This window comes from Janthinobacterium sp. GW822-FHT07H10, from assembly GCF_058798675.1.
Map to the genome: position 1 here is coordinate 1 of NZ_JBXAKS010000003.1, position 16,259 is coordinate 16,259.

At 66.8% G+C, this 16,259-nt stretch carries 17 protein-coding genes and 1 pseudogene; 3 read left to right on the forward strand and 15 right to left on the reverse strand.

What is annotated here, in order from left to right; genetic code table 11:
• A pseudogene (locus AC1RDJ_RS07715) lies at positions 1-383 on the reverse strand (hypothetical protein); the annotation flags it as partial.
• 148 nt (positions 384-531) lie between these two features.
• Between AC1RDJ_RS07715 and AC1RDJ_RS07720 the strand changes: the two are divergent.
• On the forward strand, positions 532-1,260 hold the full coding sequence (locus AC1RDJ_RS07720; protein ID WP_071325553.1) for a PhaM family polyhydroxyalkanoate granule multifunctional regulatory protein: 729 nt from the start codon (positions 532-534) through the stop codon (positions 1,258-1,260).
• A gap of 28 nt (positions 1,261-1,288) precedes the next feature.
• Here AC1RDJ_RS07720 and AC1RDJ_RS07725 read toward each other — a convergent pair whose 3' ends face one another.
• The 11 genes from AC1RDJ_RS07725 to pdxR all read right to left on the reverse strand — a co-directional run bounded on the left by AC1RDJ_RS07725 (position 1,289) and on the right by pdxR (position 12,767).
• The gene (locus tag AC1RDJ_RS07725) at positions 1,289-1,504 is read right to left on the reverse strand and encodes a hypothetical protein (RefSeq protein ID WP_010394693.1); all 216 of its coding nucleotides are present in this window, start codon (positions 1,502-1,504) and stop codon (positions 1,289-1,291) included.
• A gap of 64 nt (positions 1,505-1,568) precedes the next feature.
• Positions 1,569-3,299 (reverse strand): tetratricopeptide repeat-containing response regulator, encoded by a 1,731-nt coding sequence (locus tag AC1RDJ_RS07730; RefSeq protein WP_071325554.1) that lies wholly within the window; start codon positions 3,297-3,299, stop codon positions 1,569-1,571.
• An 11-nt stretch (positions 3,300-3,310) separates the two neighbouring features.
• Positions 3,311-4,030, reverse strand: coding sequence for a sensor histidine kinase (locus AC1RDJ_RS07735; protein ID WP_493027155.1), 720 nt, complete (start codon positions 4,028-4,030; stop codon positions 3,311-3,313).
• Between the two features lie 174 nt (positions 4,031-4,204).
• On the reverse strand, positions 4,205-6,040 hold the full coding sequence (locus AC1RDJ_RS07740; protein ID WP_493027156.1) for a family 2A encapsulin nanocompartment cargo protein cysteine desulfurase: 1,836 nt from the start codon (positions 6,038-6,040) through the stop codon (positions 4,205-4,207).
• Positions 6,015-6,947 (reverse strand): family 2A encapsulin nanocompartment shell protein, encoded by a 933-nt coding sequence (locus AC1RDJ_RS07745; protein ID WP_071325557.1) that lies wholly within the window; start codon positions 6,945-6,947, stop codon positions 6,015-6,017. The genes AC1RDJ_RS07740 and AC1RDJ_RS07745 overlap by 26 nt, the downstream gene beginning before the upstream one ends.
• A gap of 118 nt (positions 6,948-7,065) precedes the next feature.
• Entirely contained in the window at positions 7,066-7,290 is a 225-nt protein-coding gene (locus AC1RDJ_RS07750; RefSeq protein ID WP_034784364.1) for a helix-turn-helix domain-containing protein, read from the reverse strand.
• Positions 7,291-7,297: 7 nt separating this feature from the next.
• The gene (epsC, locus tag AC1RDJ_RS07755; RefSeq protein WP_071325558.1) at positions 7,298-8,299 is read right to left on the reverse strand and encodes a serine O-acetyltransferase EpsC; all 1,002 of its coding nucleotides are present in this window, start codon (positions 8,297-8,299) and stop codon (positions 7,298-7,300) included.
• Positions 8,300-8,318: 19 nt separating this feature from the next.
• Positions 8,319-8,816 carry a rhodanese-like domain-containing protein gene (locus AC1RDJ_RS07760; protein ID WP_083412027.1) on the reverse strand — a complete coding sequence of 166 codons (498 nt, stop codon included), beginning with the start codon at positions 8,814-8,816 and terminating at the stop codon, positions 8,319-8,321.
• Between the two features lie 221 nt (positions 8,817-9,037).
• Positions 9,038-10,669 (reverse strand): FAD-dependent 5-carboxymethylaminomethyl-2-thiouridine(34) oxidoreductase MnmC1, encoded by a 1,632-nt coding sequence (mnmC1, locus tag AC1RDJ_RS07765; protein WP_493027157.1) that lies wholly within the window; start codon positions 10,667-10,669, stop codon positions 9,038-9,040.
• Positions 10,669-11,232, reverse strand: a complete 564-nt coding sequence (locus tag AC1RDJ_RS07770) for a DNA-3-methyladenine glycosylase I (protein ID WP_493027158.1) — start codon at positions 11,230-11,232, stop codon at positions 10,669-10,671. The genes mnmC1 and AC1RDJ_RS07770 overlap by 1 nt, the downstream gene beginning before the upstream one ends.
• A gap of 38 nt (positions 11,233-11,270) precedes the next feature.
• Positions 11,271-12,767, reverse strand: a complete 1,497-nt coding sequence (pdxR, locus tag AC1RDJ_RS07775; protein WP_493027159.1) for a MocR-like pyridoxine biosynthesis transcription factor PdxR — start codon at positions 12,765-12,767, stop codon at positions 11,271-11,273.
• Between the two features lie 111 nt (positions 12,768-12,878).
• On the opposite strand from pdxR, the gene AC1RDJ_RS07780 reads away from it, so the two are divergent.
• On the forward strand, positions 12,879-13,340 hold the full coding sequence (locus AC1RDJ_RS07780; RefSeq protein WP_493027160.1) for an OsmC family protein: 462 nt from the start codon (positions 12,879-12,881) through the stop codon (positions 13,338-13,340).
• Positions 13,341-13,994: an FMN-binding negative transcriptional regulator gene (locus AC1RDJ_RS07785; protein ID WP_493027161.1), complete on the forward strand. Its 654-nt coding sequence runs from the start codon at positions 13,341-13,343 to the stop codon at positions 13,992-13,994.
• On the opposite strand, the gene AC1RDJ_RS07790 is transcribed toward AC1RDJ_RS07785, so the two are convergent.
• The 3 genes from AC1RDJ_RS07790 to AC1RDJ_RS07800 all read right to left on the reverse strand — a co-directional run bounded on the left by AC1RDJ_RS07790 (position 13,978) and on the right by AC1RDJ_RS07800 (position 16,235).
• The gene (locus AC1RDJ_RS07790; RefSeq protein ID WP_071325563.1) at positions 13,978-14,931 is read right to left on the reverse strand and encodes an AEC family transporter; all 954 of its coding nucleotides are present in this window, start codon (positions 14,929-14,931) and stop codon (positions 13,978-13,980) included. The two genes, AC1RDJ_RS07785 and AC1RDJ_RS07790, sit on opposite strands and share 17 nt — an antisense overlap.
• Before the next feature lie 115 nt (positions 14,932-15,046).
• Positions 15,047-15,487, reverse strand: coding sequence for a CHRD domain-containing protein (locus AC1RDJ_RS07795; protein ID WP_493027162.1), 441 nt, complete (start codon positions 15,485-15,487; stop codon positions 15,047-15,049).
• A gap of 190 nt (positions 15,488-15,677) precedes the next feature.
• Positions 15,678-16,235: a winged helix-turn-helix transcriptional regulator gene (locus AC1RDJ_RS07800; RefSeq protein WP_071326735.1), complete on the reverse strand. Its 558-nt coding sequence runs from the start codon at positions 16,233-16,235 to the stop codon at positions 15,678-15,680.
• Positions 16,236-16,259 lie beyond the last annotated feature (24 nt).

Consider the following 16,259-nt stretch of genomic DNA (forward strand, 5'->3'; position numbering starts at 1 on the left):
GCTTCGGCTGGCGCGGGCGCCGTGATGGCCGGCGCGCCTGCCGCCGCGGGAGCGGGAGCGGCGGGGACTTCCGGCACGTCGCTGGGCGGCGCCGTCAGCTGGGCCGTCTCGCTCGACGGCAACTCGGTCGGCGGCGGCGGCGGTGGCGGCCGCGGCTTGGGCACGGGCTTGGGTGTCGGCGGTGGCGGCGGCGTCACCGGCAAGGGCTTGGGCGCTTCGGCAATCAATGCCATGCTGACCACATGCGCCTTGTCCTGTCCCGCAGGCACCGTGCCGGCATGCGACGTGAGCCACTCCAGCGCCACGTAATGCAGTGCGCCGATGATCGCGACAAAGACGACGGTGCGGCGGCGCGGCGGTGAGAAGAAGGAAGCTGGCATCATAAGCCGTAGTGTAACGCTTTCGCCCCGCCACTGCCCCTTGCCTGTGCTCAACTCCTGATGTTTTATGTAAGAAAATGTTGGCGACTTTGCGTCAGTTGCAAGCTGATATCTGCTACGCTAGGACTATCCATCCAACAGGAGATTTCGCATGGCAAACCCGCAAATGCCCCAGATTCCGGGCGCAGCAGTTGTGACCGATACGCTCGACTTCGTCAAAAACCTGTGGGGCAGCATGAGCGTGCCTGGCATGGGCGTGCCTGGCATCACGGCACCGACCATGTCGGTGGAAGAGCTGGACAAGAAAATCAACGACTTGAAAGCCGTCGAAGCCTGGCTAAACCTGAACACCAGCATGCTGCGCGGCAGTATTCAGGCGCTGGAAGTGCAGCGCGGCACCATCGCCACCCTGAAGTCGATGGGCGCCTCGCTGGCCGCCGCCATCACCCAGCCTGGCGCCAGCGACACCTCGCTGTTCGAATCCGTGCCGTACGCGTCCGCATTTTTCCAGCAGCCGACGCCCGCAGCGGCGGCGCCGAAAGCGCCCGCACCGGCCCCCGCACCAGCGCCTGAGCCGGCGCCCGCACCAGCGGCCAGCGCGCCCAGCGAGGCGAATGCCCATGCGGCAGCCCAGCTGGCCAATCCGAGTGCTTGGTGGAATTTGTTACAAGATCAGTTCAAACAGGCGGTATCGACGGCAATGTCGCCCGATACGGCCAGTGCGGCGGCCAGTGCAGGCAGCGCGGCCAAGGCCAGGCCGGCAGCGGGCAAGCCGGCCAAGCCTGCCGAGACCGGCGCGGTAGCCAAGGCCAAGGCGGCGCCACGCAAGGCGCCGGCGAAACGCGCGGCGCCCAAGGCCAAAGCGCCAGGCAAGTCCTAGCGCTTCAAGACCTCAAGCAGCGATATGATCAGGCGATACGATGAATGCGGATCGCCTCGATCATATTGTCGGCCTGGCGTTTTACGTCACCGATCGTGATCAGGCCTTCGTCCGCCAGCGCCTTGGCGTGCTCGTACGAAGACTGGAATGTTTCCAGCGTGTCTCCCTTGGCGGCGACCGGGCGTACCCAGGCAATGCTGCCGACTTTCATTTTTTTGTACACTTCATTGACCACATCACGCATAGTTTCTTCCTTATTGTTGTAAAGCAACTCAAGCACGGGCAAGCCCACGCTGGCCCCTAGTTTATCATCCGGCGCGCTCGCGCACGGATTTTCCGGGATTTTCGGCTGCCGGCGGCGCTTTTTCCAGGGCCACGAGTTCCGCTTCCGGCGCGGGCGGCGGCGTCAGCTGCACCAGTTGCTCCATCAATTGCGCGAAACGCTGCTGCCCTGGTGCAATTTTGTCTACATACAACAACACCTCCATGGCCTCGGCCGCCAGCTCCGCCTGGTAGCCGCGCTGCTGCAGGAAAGAAACGATGATTTGCGCCGAATTGAACAGGATGCGCAGATTGTTCGGCAGTTTTTCGCGCGCCGCGCGCATCCAGCTGACCGCTTCGTTGAGCTTGTCCGTCTTCCACAGCAACACGCCCTTGTTCATCAGGTCCGACGCTTCCTTGCGCGACGCGATGATCATGCTCGTGCCTTCGTCGCCCATCTTCGCCTTGTCGAAGATTTTCTGCACCTCGTCCTGCACCACCTGATTGTCGTGGTTGTTTTTCACCACGTAGCACAGCAGGCCGGCCGGCGCATCCTTGACGCCGACGGCGAACAGCAGGGTCGCCAGCTCCATGCAGATGCTTTTCTCGGGCCGCGCCGGATCCTCGGCCAGCATGGCTTCCAGCTCGTCGCCGCACTTGCGCGCGCGCCGGTAATCGCCCGTTTCGTGGTGCACCATGCCTTCCGTGATCTTGGCGCGCAAGCCGATCTGCTCGGGAGAAAATTCGCGCTGCGCCAGCAGCAGCCACTGCAGCGCCTCCTTGGCATCCTTTTTGAGGCCGCATACGCGCGCCAGGCCCAGGTAGGCATCCGGCGTCTTCATGACGGAAAACTCGCCGATGGAAATGCACTTGCGGAAGGCCTTTTCCGCCATGCCGACATTGCCGATTTTTAGCGCCGCCAGTCCCAGGTTGCGCTGGCGCGGCACGGAGTTGGGCGACAGGCGCGCCGCTTTTTCCAGCACGCCGCACGCTTCCTCGTGCTGGCCCATCAGCTGGTAGGCGACGGCCATCTGGTCGTAGGCGTCGATGTAGTACTTGTTTTCAACGATCACGCCCTGGAAGATCTGCCGCGCCGCCTCGTGTTCGCCGTTATTCATGCGAATCTTGCCCAGTCCCGCCCTGGCCCAGCTGTAATCGCGGTCGGCCAGCACTTTTTCATACACGGCGCGGGCTTTTTCCGGTTCGCCGCTTTTCAGCAGCAGGGAGGCCTTCATGCGCAGCAGTTCCAGCTCGTGCAGCTTGTTGACCTCGATCTGCGCATCGCACAATTTGGCCGCGCGCAGATAATCCTTTTCCATGCACGCCTGGTCGATTTCGCGGAATACCTGCTTCTTGTGCCAGACGCGGTTCAGGCGCGTCAGCAGCACGCCTTCCGTGATGGGCTTGATCAGGTAGGCGTCGGGCTGGTGCTCGGCCGCGCCCATCACCGATTCCACGCTTTTCTCGGCCGACACCATCAGCCACACGCTCGATGGCGCCGTCAGGTTGCGCACGCGCGTCTCTTCCAGCACCTGCTGGCCGTTCTTGCCTTCGCCGAGGTTGTAATCGCACAGCACCACGTCGTAGCGCGTCTTGGCCAGCAGTTTCATGGCTTCGCCGCCGCTGGCCGCCTGGTCGATATGGCGCGCGCCCAGGTTGCGCAGCGATTCGCGCAGCAGGATGCGGATGCCGATGAAGTCGTCGACCAGCAGGTAATGCTTGTCGGCCCAGTCGGTGCTGCCCGCTTCGGCGGCGGTGGCGTGGCTGTCTGTCGTCATGGCGTCCTCGTTCAGGGCAGGCGCAGGATGAAGCAGCCGCCGCCCAGGGCGCCGCCATTTTCCAGCGCGATGCTGCCGCTGCTGCCCCGGTGCTTGTGCATCTTCGCCACTTCGCTGGAAAAATACAGGCCCAGGCCCGTGCTGTTGGTGGAGAAATTCACGCCGGCCGCCATGCCGTCCATGGCCGCGCTGCCCGCCTCGAGCAGCGCCTGCGAATAGCCGTCGCCATTGTCTTCCACGCGCAATTCCAGCAAATCGCCGTGCTCCCGCACGGACAGGCGGATCGTGTCCCGCGTGTAGCGGATGGCGTTGTTGATCGCATGCGCGAGCACGCCGATGACGAGGTCTTCATCGAGTGTCCAGATCAGCTCCGGCGGGCATTGCGTCTCCAGGCGGATGCCCTTCGACAGCAGCAGGATCTTTTCCTGGTCCACCACCTGGTCGATGACCTGGCTGACCAGCTGCGGCTGCACGTCGAACGGGTAGCCGGGCTTGCCCACTTCCTTGTACAGGGCCAGCAGCTGGATCAGGTTATCGTTCAGGCGCTTGGTCTGGTACAGCATCTGCGCCATCTGCAGGTAGGCGGGGTCGGCCTGCGGGACGTCTTTCGCCTGCTCGGCCGCCAGCAGCGATTCCAGGGTGCCGCTGACCACGCTGATCGAGTTTTTCATGTCGTGCACGGTCGACGCCAGGAACAGGAAAAGCTCGGGCGAGCTGTGTTGATCTTCCACCGGATATCTCCTTGGGCGCCAGCGGCACCGCGCCGCGGCTCAAATGTTGCCACAAGCAAATTATACCGTTCGTGCCGGGCAGCGCTCCAGCATAGCGCAGAAGTCTGTGATCTGACGCAACAAAGCCGCCCCGCGTGGCGCACGGGGCGGCTTTCAGCCAGCAGCAGGGCTGTCTCAGCGGCGCGCGCCCGCCAGGCGGCGCACCACCGCAACCATGCGGTCGATCTCCTCGTACGTGTTGTAGAACGCGAACGAAGGCCGCACGGTCGCTTCCACGCCGAAGCGGCGCAGGATCGGCTGGGCGCAATGGTGGCCCGAACGCACGGCGATGCCCTCGTCGTTCAGGGCGCGCCCCACTTCGGCCGGCTCGTAGCCGGCCAGCACGAACGAGGCCACGCTGGCCTTGTCCAGCGCCGTGCCGATCAGGCGCACGCCGGCGATCGCCTGCAAGCGATGCGTCGCGTAGTCGAGCAGCGCGTGCTCGTAGGCGGCGATGTTTTCCAGGCCGATGCGCTGCACGTAATCGATGGCCGCGCCCAGGCCCACGGCGTCGGCGATGTTGCCCGTGCCCGCCTCGAAACGGTTCGGCACGCCCTGGTAGACGGTGCGCTCGAACGTGACGTCGGCGATCATGTTGCCGCCGCCCTGCCATGGCGGCAGCTGCTCGAGCAAATCGGCCTTGCCATACACGGCGCCGATGCCCGTCGGAGCAAACACCTTGTGCCCCGAAAACACATAGAAATCGGCGCCCAGCGCCTGCACGTCCACGCGCAGGTGCGACACGGCCTGCGCGCCGTCGACCAGCACGCGCACGCCGGCCGCATGCGCCAGCGCGATGATCTGCGCCACGGGCGTCACCGTCCCCAGCGCATTCGACACCTGCGTCACGGACACCAGTTTGGTCCGCCCGTTGAGCAGTTTGCGGAATTCATCGAGGATGATCTGCCCGCTGTCGTCGACGGGAATCACGCGCAATGTCGCGCCCTTCTCCGCCGCCAGCTGCTGCCACGGCACGATGTTGGCGTGGTGTTCGAGCTGCGAAACGATGATCTCGTCGCCGCTGCCGATGTACTTGCGGCCAAAGGTATTGGCGACCAGGTTGATGCCTTCCGTGGCGCCGCGCACGAAGATGATTTCATTGGCCGAGGCGGCGCCGAGGAAACCGGCGACCTTGGCGCGCGCCGCCTCGTACGCATCGCTGGCGCGCGCCGCCAGCGCGTGCGCGGCGCGGTGGATGTTCGAGTTCTCGTGCGCATAGAAGTACGCGATGCGGTCGATCACCGACTGCGGCTTGTGCGTGGTGGCCGCATTGTCGAACCAGGCCAGCGGCTTGCCGTTGACCCGTTCGGCCAGCACGGGAAAGTCGCGCCGCACGGCATGCACGTCGAACGGCGCCGGCGCCTGGTGTTCACCCGGTGTCGCCCCCGCCGGCTGCGCGGGCAGCACGGTCTGGAAATAGAACTCGGGCTGGCTGTTTGACGGCGGGACAGGCAGCTGGCGCGCAGGTGCACGCTGCGGCGTGGCAAACAGGCCACGCAAGTCGTCCGCATCGTGCTGTCCCCGTCCCTGCCGCGCCAGGCCGTCGAGACCATGGCCCGACGCGGGATAGCCGTGCGCGCCACCGATGAAATAATACGGCGATGGCGCACCGGGCGCGTTGATCGCCGACAGGCGCGGCGTCGGCACGGAGGCCGGCGCCGGCGCAATCGGCGACTCCAGCGGAGGCGTCACGGGCGGCACCTGCGCCGTCGCCACGCCGGGCGCGATGGCGGCGAACGCAGGACCGGGTTGCGGCGGCGGACGGTTCGCATAGCGGGGCGCCGCATCGAGCACGCTGCCGGAACCGCCGAGACTGGGCGATTTATCCACTGCAGGCGCGAGCCCCGGCAGGCGTGCGAAAAACTCGCCCGCCAGGCGATTCAGCGTCGCTTCGTCGGGCAACAGCGATGCAGGCGGCGAAGACGGCGCCAGGGCCGCCGCACCATCACTTGTAGGTGTCTGGGTAGTCATGGTATTTACCGATCTCCACGTCTTCCAGCACGGCCAGCGCATCGTCCGTCAATACGGCCAGCGAGCAATACAGCGAAATCAGGTAAGACGAAATCGCATGGCGGTTGATGCCCATGAAGCGCACGGACAGGCCCGGGCTTTGCTCGCCCGCCAGGCCGGGCTGGAACAGGCCGATCACGCCCTGGCGCTGCTCGCCCGCGCGCAGCAAGATAATCTTGGTCTTGCCGTCTTCGATCGGCAGTTTGTCGGACGGCACCAGCGGCACGCCGCGCCACGTGAGGAACTGCGAGCCGAACAGGCTGACGGTCGGCGGCGGCACGCCGCGGCGCGTGCATTCGCGGCCGAAGGCGGCAATCGCCAGCGGATGGGCGAGGAAGAAGCCGGGCTCCTTCCACACTTTCGTCAGCAGTTCATCGAGGTCGTCCGGCGTGGGCGCGCCCGTCAGGGTAAAGATGCGCTGGTCATCGTGCACGCTGGCCAGCAGGCCGTAATCGGGATTGTTGATCAATTCGCTTTCCTGGCGCTCCTTGATCGTTTCGATGGTCAGGCGCAGCTGCTCCTTGATCTGGTCGTGCGGGCTGCTGTACAGGTCCGACACGCGCGTGTGCACGTCGAGCACCGTGCTGACGGCATTGAGGAAATACTCGCGCGGCTGGTCATCGTAGTCGACGAAGGTTTGCGGCAGTTCCGACTCGTCGCGCTGCGAACACGCCACGCGCACGTCCTTCGGATTTTTCACGCGGTTCAGGCGGTAGATACCCGCTTCCACGGGCAGCCATTGCAGCAGGTGCACGAGCCAGCGCGGCGTGATGGTGGACAGCTGGGGGACGCTCTTGCTGGCATTGGCCAGCTGGCGCGCGGCGTTGTCGCCCAGCGCAAACTGGCTATCGGGGGTTGCTTCGGCCATCAACTACTCCTAATGAGAAAAGTGAATATGCTTATCTGAAAAACAAATAAAGTATCGGACGCCCCTCTCGTTTACTCAACATGCTATCGCCACCAATGCAGCGCTTAATCGACCCGCCTTAATCGACCAATTCCGGTTCGCAGCGCGCCATCAAGCCCGCCAGGCCGATGCCCAGCGCGCCGGCCAGCTTTTCCACCGTCAGCAGCGACGGCGTGGCCGCGCCCCGTTCGATTTCGCCGATGAAGGAACGGTTCAAGTCGGCCGCTTCGGCCAGCCGCTCCTGCGACCAGCCATGCCCTTCGCGCAACTGGCGCACGGCCAGTCCAAACTGTTTGATCAACATGCTGTCCTCATGGGTGGTGGGCAAAGGCGGAGTGCGGTGCAAGTGCGGCGGCGGGCAGCGATACCTCGCCCGCTTCCTGCTGGTTGTGGGCTTGCGTGACGTTGCTGCCGGGCGCCACGTTACGGGTCAGCCAGACATTGCCGCCGATGACAGAACCCTGGCCGATGGTCACCCGCCCGAGTATCGTGGCGCCGGCGTAAATGACCACGTCGTCCTGCACGATGGGGTGGCGCGCCAGTCCCTTTTTCAGCACGCCGTCGGCGCCGGCGGGAAAGCGCTTGGCGCCCAGGGTGACGGCCTGGTAGATGCGCACGCGTTCGCCGATGATGGCCGTCTCGCCGATCACCACGCCCGTGCCATGGTCGATGAAAAAGCTGCTGCCGATGACGGCGCCCGGATGGATGTCGATGCCCGTCTGCGAATGGGCCACCTCGGCGATGATGCGCGCCACCAGCGGCGCGCCCAGCGCATACAGGGTGTGCGCCAGCCGGTAATGGATGATGGCCAGGATGCCCGGATAGCACAGCAGCACTTCATCGACGCTGTGCGCGGCCGGGTCGCCATGGAAGGCGGCGGCCACGTCCGTGTCGAGCTGGGCGCGGATGCGCGGCAGCGCGCGGGCGAAGCGCTGCACGATGGCCAGCGCCTGCTGTTCGATGGGTACCGTCTGCTGCAAGCCATGCTGGCGCGCGTGGTAACTGAGTTCGCGCCGCACCTGTTCGTGCAGGCCGGTCAGGGTCGTGTCGAGCGTGTGGCCGACAAAGAAATCCTCGCTCTCCTGCTGCAGGTCGAGTGGCCCCAGGCGCATGGGGAACAGCGCCGCGCACAGGGCATCGACGATGTCGCGCAAATGCTGGCGCGACGGGAATTCGCGCGCGCCGCACTCCTGGTGGCGCAACAGCCCTTCGCGCCACTGCTCGCGCACGGCGCGCAATTCATCGACGATCTGGCGCAGCTCCCATTGCGGCTGCGCGGCGAGGGGAACGGGAGGCAAGGCACGCTGGTTCATGGTGGTCCTGAGAGGTGAATTAGTCCTGGATCCAGGGCAGGGAGTGCCAGCGCCAGCCGCCACTGTGGCCGCGCTGCTGTTGTCCGTCGAGGTCTCCCTCGAAGCCTTGCGCGATATTGAACACGTGCGTGAAACCGGCCTTCGCGGCCGCTTCGGCGGCAAGGGCCGAACGCTTGCCGCTGCGGCACAGCAGCACCACCACGGCGTCCTTGCCGCCCGCCTTCGCTTCCAGTTCGCGCGTGAAGCGGGGGTTGCGGTTCATGGCCGTGCCGGTGGCCCATGCCACGTGCAGCGAGTCGGGCACGTAGCCGACGAAGGTGCGCTCTTCATTCGTGCGCACGTCGACCAGCACGGCCTTGCCGGCCTGCACCAGCTGCCACGCATCCTGCGCGCTGACGATGCCCGCATACGGCAAGCCTTGCGCCTGCGCCTGGGTGCGCGCGAGATTGAGCACTTCGTCGAACGCCGCCTCGCCGTGCGCGGCGCGCGGGTCGAATACCAGTTCTGTCGCTGCCATCTGTCCACCTCTTTATTCCGTCGTCAAAAAACAAGCACGAGTCCACTGTAGCGAACTTATGTTGTTCGGAAAACAAATTAAAAAGAGTTTGGAAAGATGAAAAACGTATATGGGGGCAGCCCCTCACACGCGTTGGCGCCATCTCTTGACGGCGTATCCAAGAGCAGGCACCGGGGTCGGACCCTGAGGTTCCGCCCCCGGAACTTGCTTCCGGGGGGCAATCAGGAAGCCCGGCGACGCTCGCGCAGCAGGAAACGGGCGGGATCGAGCGCCTCGGCCAGCTGGCGCTCCAGCGGCAGCGGCTCGCCCTCCAGCTGGCAGGCCAGCAGTTCGGCCGCCAGCGGCGCCCAGATCAGGCCGCGCGAGGCATAGCCGAGCAAGCCAAACAGGCCGGGCCAGCGCGGCACGTCGCGCAGGCGCTCGCAGCGGCCCGGCACGCCGGGGTCGGGCACGGCGCCCGCCAGCGGCAGGCGGTCCGGCGCCACGCAGCGAAAACCCGTGCGTCCGGCCAGCGGCGCGTCGAACGGAGGCACGCCGAGGATATCGGCGCTCTTGTGGATGTTCTCGTGCTGGCTCGATGCGCGCACGCTGGCGTCGGCATCCGCGTCGTAGCTGGCGCCCACGCAGACGATGCCGCCATGCGCCGGCGTCATGTAGGCTTCGCGGCAGACGACGAATGGCGGCACGGGCAAGCTGCCTTCGGCCAGGTGCGTGACCTGGCCGCGCACGGCGTCGAGCGGCAGGCCGGCCGCCTGCTCGAACTGCAGCGCGCCCGTGCCGGCGGCCAGGATGACGGTGGACGCCGCCGCGATCAAGCCGCCCTGCGCATCGCGCACCAGCCACTCGCCGTCCTGGCGTTCCAGGCGCAGCACACTGCTGGCAAAGCGCCGCGTCAGCAAAGTGCCGCAGGCGTCGAGCATGGCCGCGCAGACGGAGGCTGGGCGCGCCCAGCCGCCTTGCGCGAACCACCAGGCGCCATCGGGCGCGGGGCAGCCCAGCATGGCTGTCGCCTCGGGCGCTTCCAGCCAGCGGGCAAAATCGGGCGGATACAGGCCGCTGGCGGCGATCTGCCGCTGCACCTGCGCATGCGCGCCGTCGCGCGCCAGCTGCAGCACGCCGCACTGCGCGCCATCGAAGGCGGCGCCGATGCCGCCCAGGCGCTGCCAATGGCGCAGCGAATACAGATACGCGGCGCGCACCAGGCGCGTGGCGATATTGTCGTCCTTCGACAGTTGCGGCATGAAGATGCCGGCCAGGTTGCCGGATGCCTCGCTGGCCGGCTGCGCGTGGCGTTCAACCAGCGTCACCTTCCAGCCGCGCGCGGCCAGCCGTTCGCAGGCCGCGGCGCCCGCCACGCCCGCGCCGATGACGATGGCGCGCCGTTCGGGCGCCACGCGCGCCTCGCTGTCGCCGCGCCGGGCATAGAACACGGCGCGCAAGCGGCTCTCGTCGAAGACAAAGCCATTTTTTTGCAGCGCCGCGCGCTGCGCCTCGTCGAGGTGCACGGCGTGCAGGCGGGCGCCGTCGACCATCAGGCGCGCCAGCATGGCGGTCGCCGGCGGCACCCACGCCAGATGCACTTCATCGACGCGCGCCGACAGCTGCGCCAGGCAAGCGTCAAGCTCGCCGATCAGCACATCGAGCGTGACCAGGCCATCGCGCGACACCATGCGGTGCAGGCCGGGCACGCAGGGCGGCCATTGCGCGCGCCACTCCTGCGGCAAATGGCTGGCATCGATGGGACGGGGCGCCAGCGCGATGTAATGCAGGCGACGTCCGCCATGCCGGGTACAGGCGGCGCGCAGGCGCGCGCCGTCGAAATCCGTGTCGAGCAGGACCAGCGCGTGGCGCATCAGCGCCCCGCGCGGCAAAAGCAGGCGGGCGCATGGTCGTTGACCATGCCGATGCCCTGCATGTAGGCGTAGATGATGGTCGAGCCGACGAACTTGAAGCCCCGTTTGAGCAAGTCTTTCGACAACCTGTCCGACAGGGCCGTCTTGGCGGGAAACTCGCCCGGCTGCCAGCTATTGACGATGGGCTGGCCATCGACATACGCCCACAGGAAGCTGTCGAGCGTCTGCCCCTCGTCGCGCAGGCGCAGGTAGGCTTGCGCATTCGTGATGGCGGCCGCCACCTTCAGGCGGTTGCGCACGATGCCGGGGTCCAGCAGCAGCTGCGCCACCTTGTCCGGGCCATACGCGGCGATCTTTTCCGCGTCCCAGCCGTCGAAGGCGGCACGGTAGGTTTCCCGCTTGTTCAGGATGGTTTCCCAGCTCAGGCCCGCCTGCGCCCCTTCCAGGTTCAGCATCTCGAACAGGCGGCGCTCATCGTGGCAGGGCACGCCCCATTCCGTGTCGTGGTACGCGACGTAGCGGGGGTTGGCCGGATTGGCCCAGGAACAGCGGATGAGATTCATGGTCGTATTCTTCGTGTGCGGGTAACTGCCAGTATAGATTATCGGCCGCGCAGGATGCGCCCCAGTTCAAGCAGGCCGTGCTGAATTTCGGCCGGCGGAATGGCGGCAAAGCCCAGCAGCAGCCCGGGCGGCACGGCGCAGGCAGGACTGGCGTCAGGGTCCGCATAATGGCCCAGCGGGCGCAGTTCGATGCCCCGCTCGACGCCCGCGCGCGATACGGCCTCTTCATCGTGCGCGGGCGCCTGGCGAAAGTAGGCGCACAGTTCCAGGCCGCTGTCGGCCGGGCCGCACGCGAGCTGGTCGTCGAGTTCGCGCGCGATGCCGCGCAACAGCAGGTCGCGCCGCTCGGCATTGCTGTCGCGCGTGCGGCGGATATGCCGGCCGAAATGCCCCTCGGCGATGAAGTCGGCCAGCGCCATCTGCGGCACGATGGCCGTGTGGCGGTCCATCACGGCCTTGGCCTGCACCAGCGCCTCGGCCAGCGCCGGCGGCGCCACCATGTAGCCCAGGCGCAGCCCGGGGAACAGCACTTTCGACAGGGTGCCCACGTACACCACGCAGCCGGCCCGGTCCAGGCTTTGCAGCGACGCCAGCGGCGCGCCCGTGTAGCGGTACTCGCTGTCGTAATCGTCCTCCACCAGCCACGCCTTGTGCTGCGCGGCCCAGGCCAGCAAGGCCAGGCGGCGGGGCAAACTCATGCTCACGCCCAGCGGCATCTGGTGCGACGGCGTCACGTACGCCAGCTTCGCCTGCGGACAGTGCGCCACGCCGTACGCCACGTCCAGCCCCTGCGCATCGACGGGAACGGGAAACACGCGCGCACCGGCCGCGCGCAGCGGGCCGCTGGCGCCGCGGTAGCCGGGCGACTCCATCCAGGCAGCATCGCCCGGCGCCAGCAGGATGGTCGACAGCAAGAACAGCGCCTGCTGCGAGCCCGAGGTGATGACGATCTGCTGCGGCGTGCAGTGGACGCCGCGCGCCGCCTTCAGGTACACGCACAGCAGCTCGCGCAACGGCAGGAAGCCGGCCGGATCGCTGTAGCCGAACTGGTGGTCGGGACGGCGCCAGCGCCGCGCTTCCAGGCGGTTCCACACGTCGAACGGAAAGTGGTCGATGCGCGGCATGCCGACGCGAAAGGCGCGCAGCGGCCCCCGGTGTATCGCCACCTGGCGCATGGCCGCCACCACGCCCTGGCCGCGCGCGGACAGCGGCCGCAGCAGGCCGGGCGCCTCGGCCTTGCCGGCCGGCGCGGCCATGGGTAGCGGCACGTCGCCGCTGACAAAGGTGCCGCGCCCCACGGCGCCATCGAGGTAGCCTTCGGCCGTCAGCAGCGCATACGCATTGAGCACGGTCTGGCGCGACACGGCCAGCAGCCGGCAAAACTCGCGCGTGGGCGGCAGCTGCATGCCGGGACTCATGCCGCCATCGAGGATGGCCGCCTTGATGGCCGCATACAGCTGGCGGAACAGCGGCTCCGGCGCGCCGCGCCGCAGCGGCAAGGCCGCGATGATCTGGTTCAGGTGGGAGGCTGGCATGCTGGGTTGGCGGTTGAATTGGTAGCTTCAAGATAGCACTTATTGGCTGTTTTAAATAGCCAAAACTGGCGCTAAGATGACGGCATTCCCTTTCACTCTCGCGGAGCATCCATGCATCAGTTTTTCGCCACCGTGGCCTGGCAGCGCGATGGCCAGGATTTCGCCGGCCAGTGCTACAGCCGTGGCCATGAATGGCAATTCGACGGCGGCCTGACCGTGCCCGCCTCGTCGTCGCCCCTGTCCGTGCCGCTGCCCATGTCGGTGGCGGCGAATGTCGATCCGGAAGAGGCGCTGGTGGCCGCCACGTCGAGCTGCCACATGCTGTTCTTCCTGTCGCTGGCGGCGCAGCGCGGTTTCACCGTCGACGCCTACCGCGACGATGCCGTCGGCGAGCTGGGCAAGAATGCCGCCGGGAGGCTGGCCATGACGCGCATCGTGCTGCGCCCGCGCATCGCCTTCGCGGGCGCAGCGCCTTCGCCCGAGGCGCTGGCCGCCCTGCACCACGACGCGCACGAGCGCTGCTACATCGCCAATTCCCTGACGGCCGACGTCGTCGTCGAAGGCGGTGCCTAGATGTACACGCCATCCAGTTTTCGCGAAGAGCGCCTCGAAGTGCTGCACGGCCTGATCCAGGCGCATCCGCTGGGCGCGCTGGTGCGCCACGGCGCCGATGGCCTGAGCGCCGACCACCTGCCGTTCGAGATCGGCGCGCCGACGCCTGACGCGCCATTCGGCATCCTGCGCGCCCACGTGGCGCGCGCCAACCCGCTGTGGCGCGCGGCCGGCGGAGGTGCTGCATGCATGGCGATCTTCCAGGGGCCGCACGCCTACATCACGCCCGCCTGGTATGCGGAAAAGCAGCGCAGCGGCAAGGAAGTGCCCACCTTCAATTATGCGGTCGTGCATGCGCACGGCCCCCTGCGCGCCATCGACGACGCGGCGTGGCTGCTGGGATTGGTGGAGCGGCTGACGGCACGCCACGAGACAGGTCAAGCCACGCCGTGGCGGGTGAGCGATGCGCCGGCCGCCTACATCGACAAGCTGTTGAAAGCCATCGTCGGCATCGAAATTCCCCTCACGCGCCTGACGGGCAAATGGAAGCTGGGCCAGAACCGCAGCATGCAGGACCAGGCCAGCATGGCGCACGGCCTGGCGGCCGACAACCAGCCCGGCGCGGCCCGGGCGCTCGGTGCGCTGATCGCCGCCAACGTCACGCCAGCCAGCTGACGGCCGCCGAAAACGTCAGGAACGACAGCGCCGTCGACACCAGGATGATGCGGGCGATGCGCGCCGTGTTTGCGCCGAAACGCTCCGACAGCAGGGTGACGTTGCTGGCGCTGGGCAGGCAGGCCACGAGCACCATGCAGGTCAGCGAAAAAGGATCGAGCGGCGCACCGAGCGCCATGGCCGCGTGGCCGATGCCCCATACCAGCAGCGGATGCAGCAGCAGCTTTTTCAGCGCCACCGGCACGTACTCTTTCATCGGCGCCGGATCGCTGGTGCTCATCTGCGAACGGGCCAGCACGGCGCCGATGGTAAACAGGGCCACGGGCGAGGCGGCGTCGGCCAGCAAGCCCACCGTCTGCGTCAAAGGCTTGGGCAAGGCCAGTTCCAGCCACGACGACAGGGCCCCCAGCACGATCGCCCACGGCATCGGGTTGCCGGCCATGCCCTTCATGGCATTGGCGATGGCCGCGCGGCTGCCGTGCGCGCCGCCGCTGCCGATGCGCGACAGGGCGATGCACAGCGAGCTGGTAATGAGCATGTCGACGACGATGGTGACGATGACGGGCCCCGACGAACGGGGGCCCAGCAAGGTCAGCAGCAAGGGCACGCCCATGAAGCCCGTATTCGGGAAGGCCGCCACCAGCGCGCCGAAGGCGGCGTTGTTCCAGTCGATGCGGTGGCTCAGGGTCATGGCCATGGTGACGCCGACCATGATCAGCGCGCACAGCAGGTACACGCCGAACACGCTGCCATCGAGCAGCTGTGCGATGGGCGTGGCGGCGCCGAAGCGGTACAGCATGCAGGGCAGCGCGAAGTACAGGACAAAACTGTTCAAGCCGCCGATGGCGGCCAGCGGCAGCAGGGTGCGCCGCACGGCCAGGTAGCCGCACAGCACCAGGGCGAAGAAGGGGAAGGTGATGGCGAGGATGGTCAGCATGGAGAGCCATTGTAACGGCGCCCTCGTCCGCCGTCAGCGCGGCGCAAAAAAAGGGCCGCTCGCGCGGCCCCAAGGAGGTTCTGGGGAGAAACCGGATTGGGTGCAGGCCAGGGCCTTACTTCGGCTTGAGCTGGGCGCGGATCTCGCCGCCCGGGTAGCTGGCGCTGTGCACATTCACATACAGGTTGCCGGCCTGGTAGCTCGCGTACTGAGGCGGCGTCAGCGTGGTATTCGGCGGCACGGCAAACATGCCTTCGGCGGTCTTCACCAGCGGGACGATGACGGGGCCATTCGCGCCCACGGGCGCTTCGTGGATATACGCCACAGTGGCCACCATGCCCGTATAGCGCACGCCGCCGCTGACGCCGCGGTCGGTGGCCACGCGGATATCGCTGCTGCCGCTGGCCGTGCTGGTATTGGCCGGCACTTCCTGCGCGCCCGACAGGGTGACGCCATGGCCGCCAGGGTGGTGCGGTCCATGGGAACAGGCGCCCAGCAGGGCCGCCAGCGCCAGCGCCGCGGCGGCGCGGCCGGCGTGTTGATGCAATGTGCTCATCGCAATACTCCTAGAACGGACATCGGATCGCGGATGGCGCCCCGCCCCCGATCGCCGGGCGCACGCCGCACTGGTGCTGCACGTATGTCGCGCAAAAAAATCTTGCCGTAGTGCGACAGTAACCCCATGCGGCATTGCCCGTTTTGCTTTTTGCCAAACTTAGGCTGGTTTTCCGTGCCACGGCGACACGTCAGGCCAGATGCCCTTCCGCCACCCAGCCGCGGTTGGCCGCCGGCGCCTTCGGTTTCGGCGCGATGCCGCTGCTTTTTTCCGCGTCGAGGATGATGCTGCGCATGCTGTCGCTGGCGGCCGGCCCTGGCGCGAACGCGTAGTACTCGTCATTGATGGGCAAGCCCGTCATGGCGTCGACCAGCACCGGATCGGCGGCCAGGCCCGTGTCGCGGCTGGCGATCACCAGGCTGGCGCCTTCCGGCGCGAAATTCTCGTTACCCCAGGCAATAAAGGCCAGCAGGACGGGCTTGAACGCGCGTCCCGACTTGGTCAGCACATAGTCATAGCGGGGCGGCTTGGCGCAATACAGGCGGCGCGTCATCAGGCCGCCCTCCACCAGGTCGGCCAGACGGCGCGTCAGGATGGTGGGGGCGATCTTCAGGCTCTTTTCAAATTCGTCGAAGCGCGTCTTGCCGTAAAACGCTTCGCGCAGGATGAGGATGCTCCACCATTCGCCCACCTTGCCCAGGCTGCGGGCGATCGGGCAAGGCAAATTATTAAAGTTGGTATGTTTCATGACCATCTCCTCACAGAAATTCCA

What these genes read in the sequence shown, in the direction of transcription:
- AC1RDJ_RS07780 (WP_493027160.1), top strand. Translation starts at nt 12,879, where the DNA reads ATGCATCAGTTTTTCGCCACCGTGGCCTGGCAGCGCGATGGCCAGGAT.
- mnmC1 (WP_493027157.1), bottom strand. Translation starts at nt 10,669, where the DNA reads ATGCGCCACGCGCTGGTCCTGCTCGACACGGATTTCGACGGCGCGCGC.
- AC1RDJ_RS07720 (WP_071325553.1), top strand. Translation starts at nt 532, where the DNA reads ATGGCAAACCCGCAAATGCCCCAGATTCCGGGCGCAGCAGTTGTGACC.
- epsC (WP_071325558.1), bottom strand. Translation starts at nt 8,299, where the DNA reads ATGAACCAGCGTGCCTTGCCTCCCGTTCCCCTCGCCGCGCAGCCGCAA.
- AC1RDJ_RS07770 (WP_493027158.1), bottom strand. Translation starts at nt 11,232, where the DNA reads ATGAATCTCATCCGCTGTTCCTGGGCCAATCCGGCCAACCCCCGCTAC.
- AC1RDJ_RS07745 (WP_071325557.1), bottom strand. Translation starts at nt 6,947, where the DNA reads ATGGCCGAAGCAACCCCCGATAGCCAGTTTGCGCTGGGCGACAACGCC.
- pdxR (WP_493027159.1), bottom strand. Translation starts at nt 12,767, where the DNA reads ATGCCAGCCTCCCACCTGAACCAGATCATCGCGGCCTTGCCGCTGCGG.
- AC1RDJ_RS07750 (WP_034784364.1), bottom strand. Translation starts at nt 7,290, where the DNA reads ATGTTGATCAAACAGTTTGGACTGGCCGTGCGCCAGTTGCGCGAAGGG.
- AC1RDJ_RS07790 (WP_071325563.1), bottom strand. Translation starts at nt 14,931, where the DNA reads ATGCTGACCATCCTCGCCATCACCTTCCCCTTCTTCGCCCTGGTGCTG.
- AC1RDJ_RS07800 (WP_071326735.1), bottom strand. Translation starts at nt 16,235, where the DNA reads ATGAAACATACCAACTTTAATAATTTGCCTTGCCCGATCGCCCGCAGC.
- AC1RDJ_RS07730 (WP_071325554.1), bottom strand. Translation starts at nt 3,299, where the DNA reads ATGACGACAGACAGCCACGCCACCGCCGCCGAAGCGGGCAGCACCGAC.
- AC1RDJ_RS07760 (WP_083412027.1), bottom strand. Translation starts at nt 8,816, where the DNA reads ATGGCAGCGACAGAACTGGTATTCGACCCGCGCGCCGCGCACGGCGAG.
- AC1RDJ_RS07795 (WP_493027162.1), bottom strand. Translation starts at nt 15,487, where the DNA reads ATGAGCACATTGCATCAACACGCCGGCCGCGCCGCCGCGGCGCTGGCG.
- AC1RDJ_RS07785 (WP_493027161.1), top strand. Translation starts at nt 13,341, where the DNA reads ATGTACACGCCATCCAGTTTTCGCGAAGAGCGCCTCGAAGTGCTGCAC.
- AC1RDJ_RS07725 (WP_010394693.1), bottom strand. Translation starts at nt 1,504, where the DNA reads ATGCGTGATGTGGTCAATGAAGTGTACAAAAAAATGAAAGTCGGCAGC.
- AC1RDJ_RS07740 (WP_493027156.1), bottom strand. Translation starts at nt 6,040, where the DNA reads ATGACTACCCAGACACCTACAAGTGATGGTGCGGCGGCCCTGGCGCCG.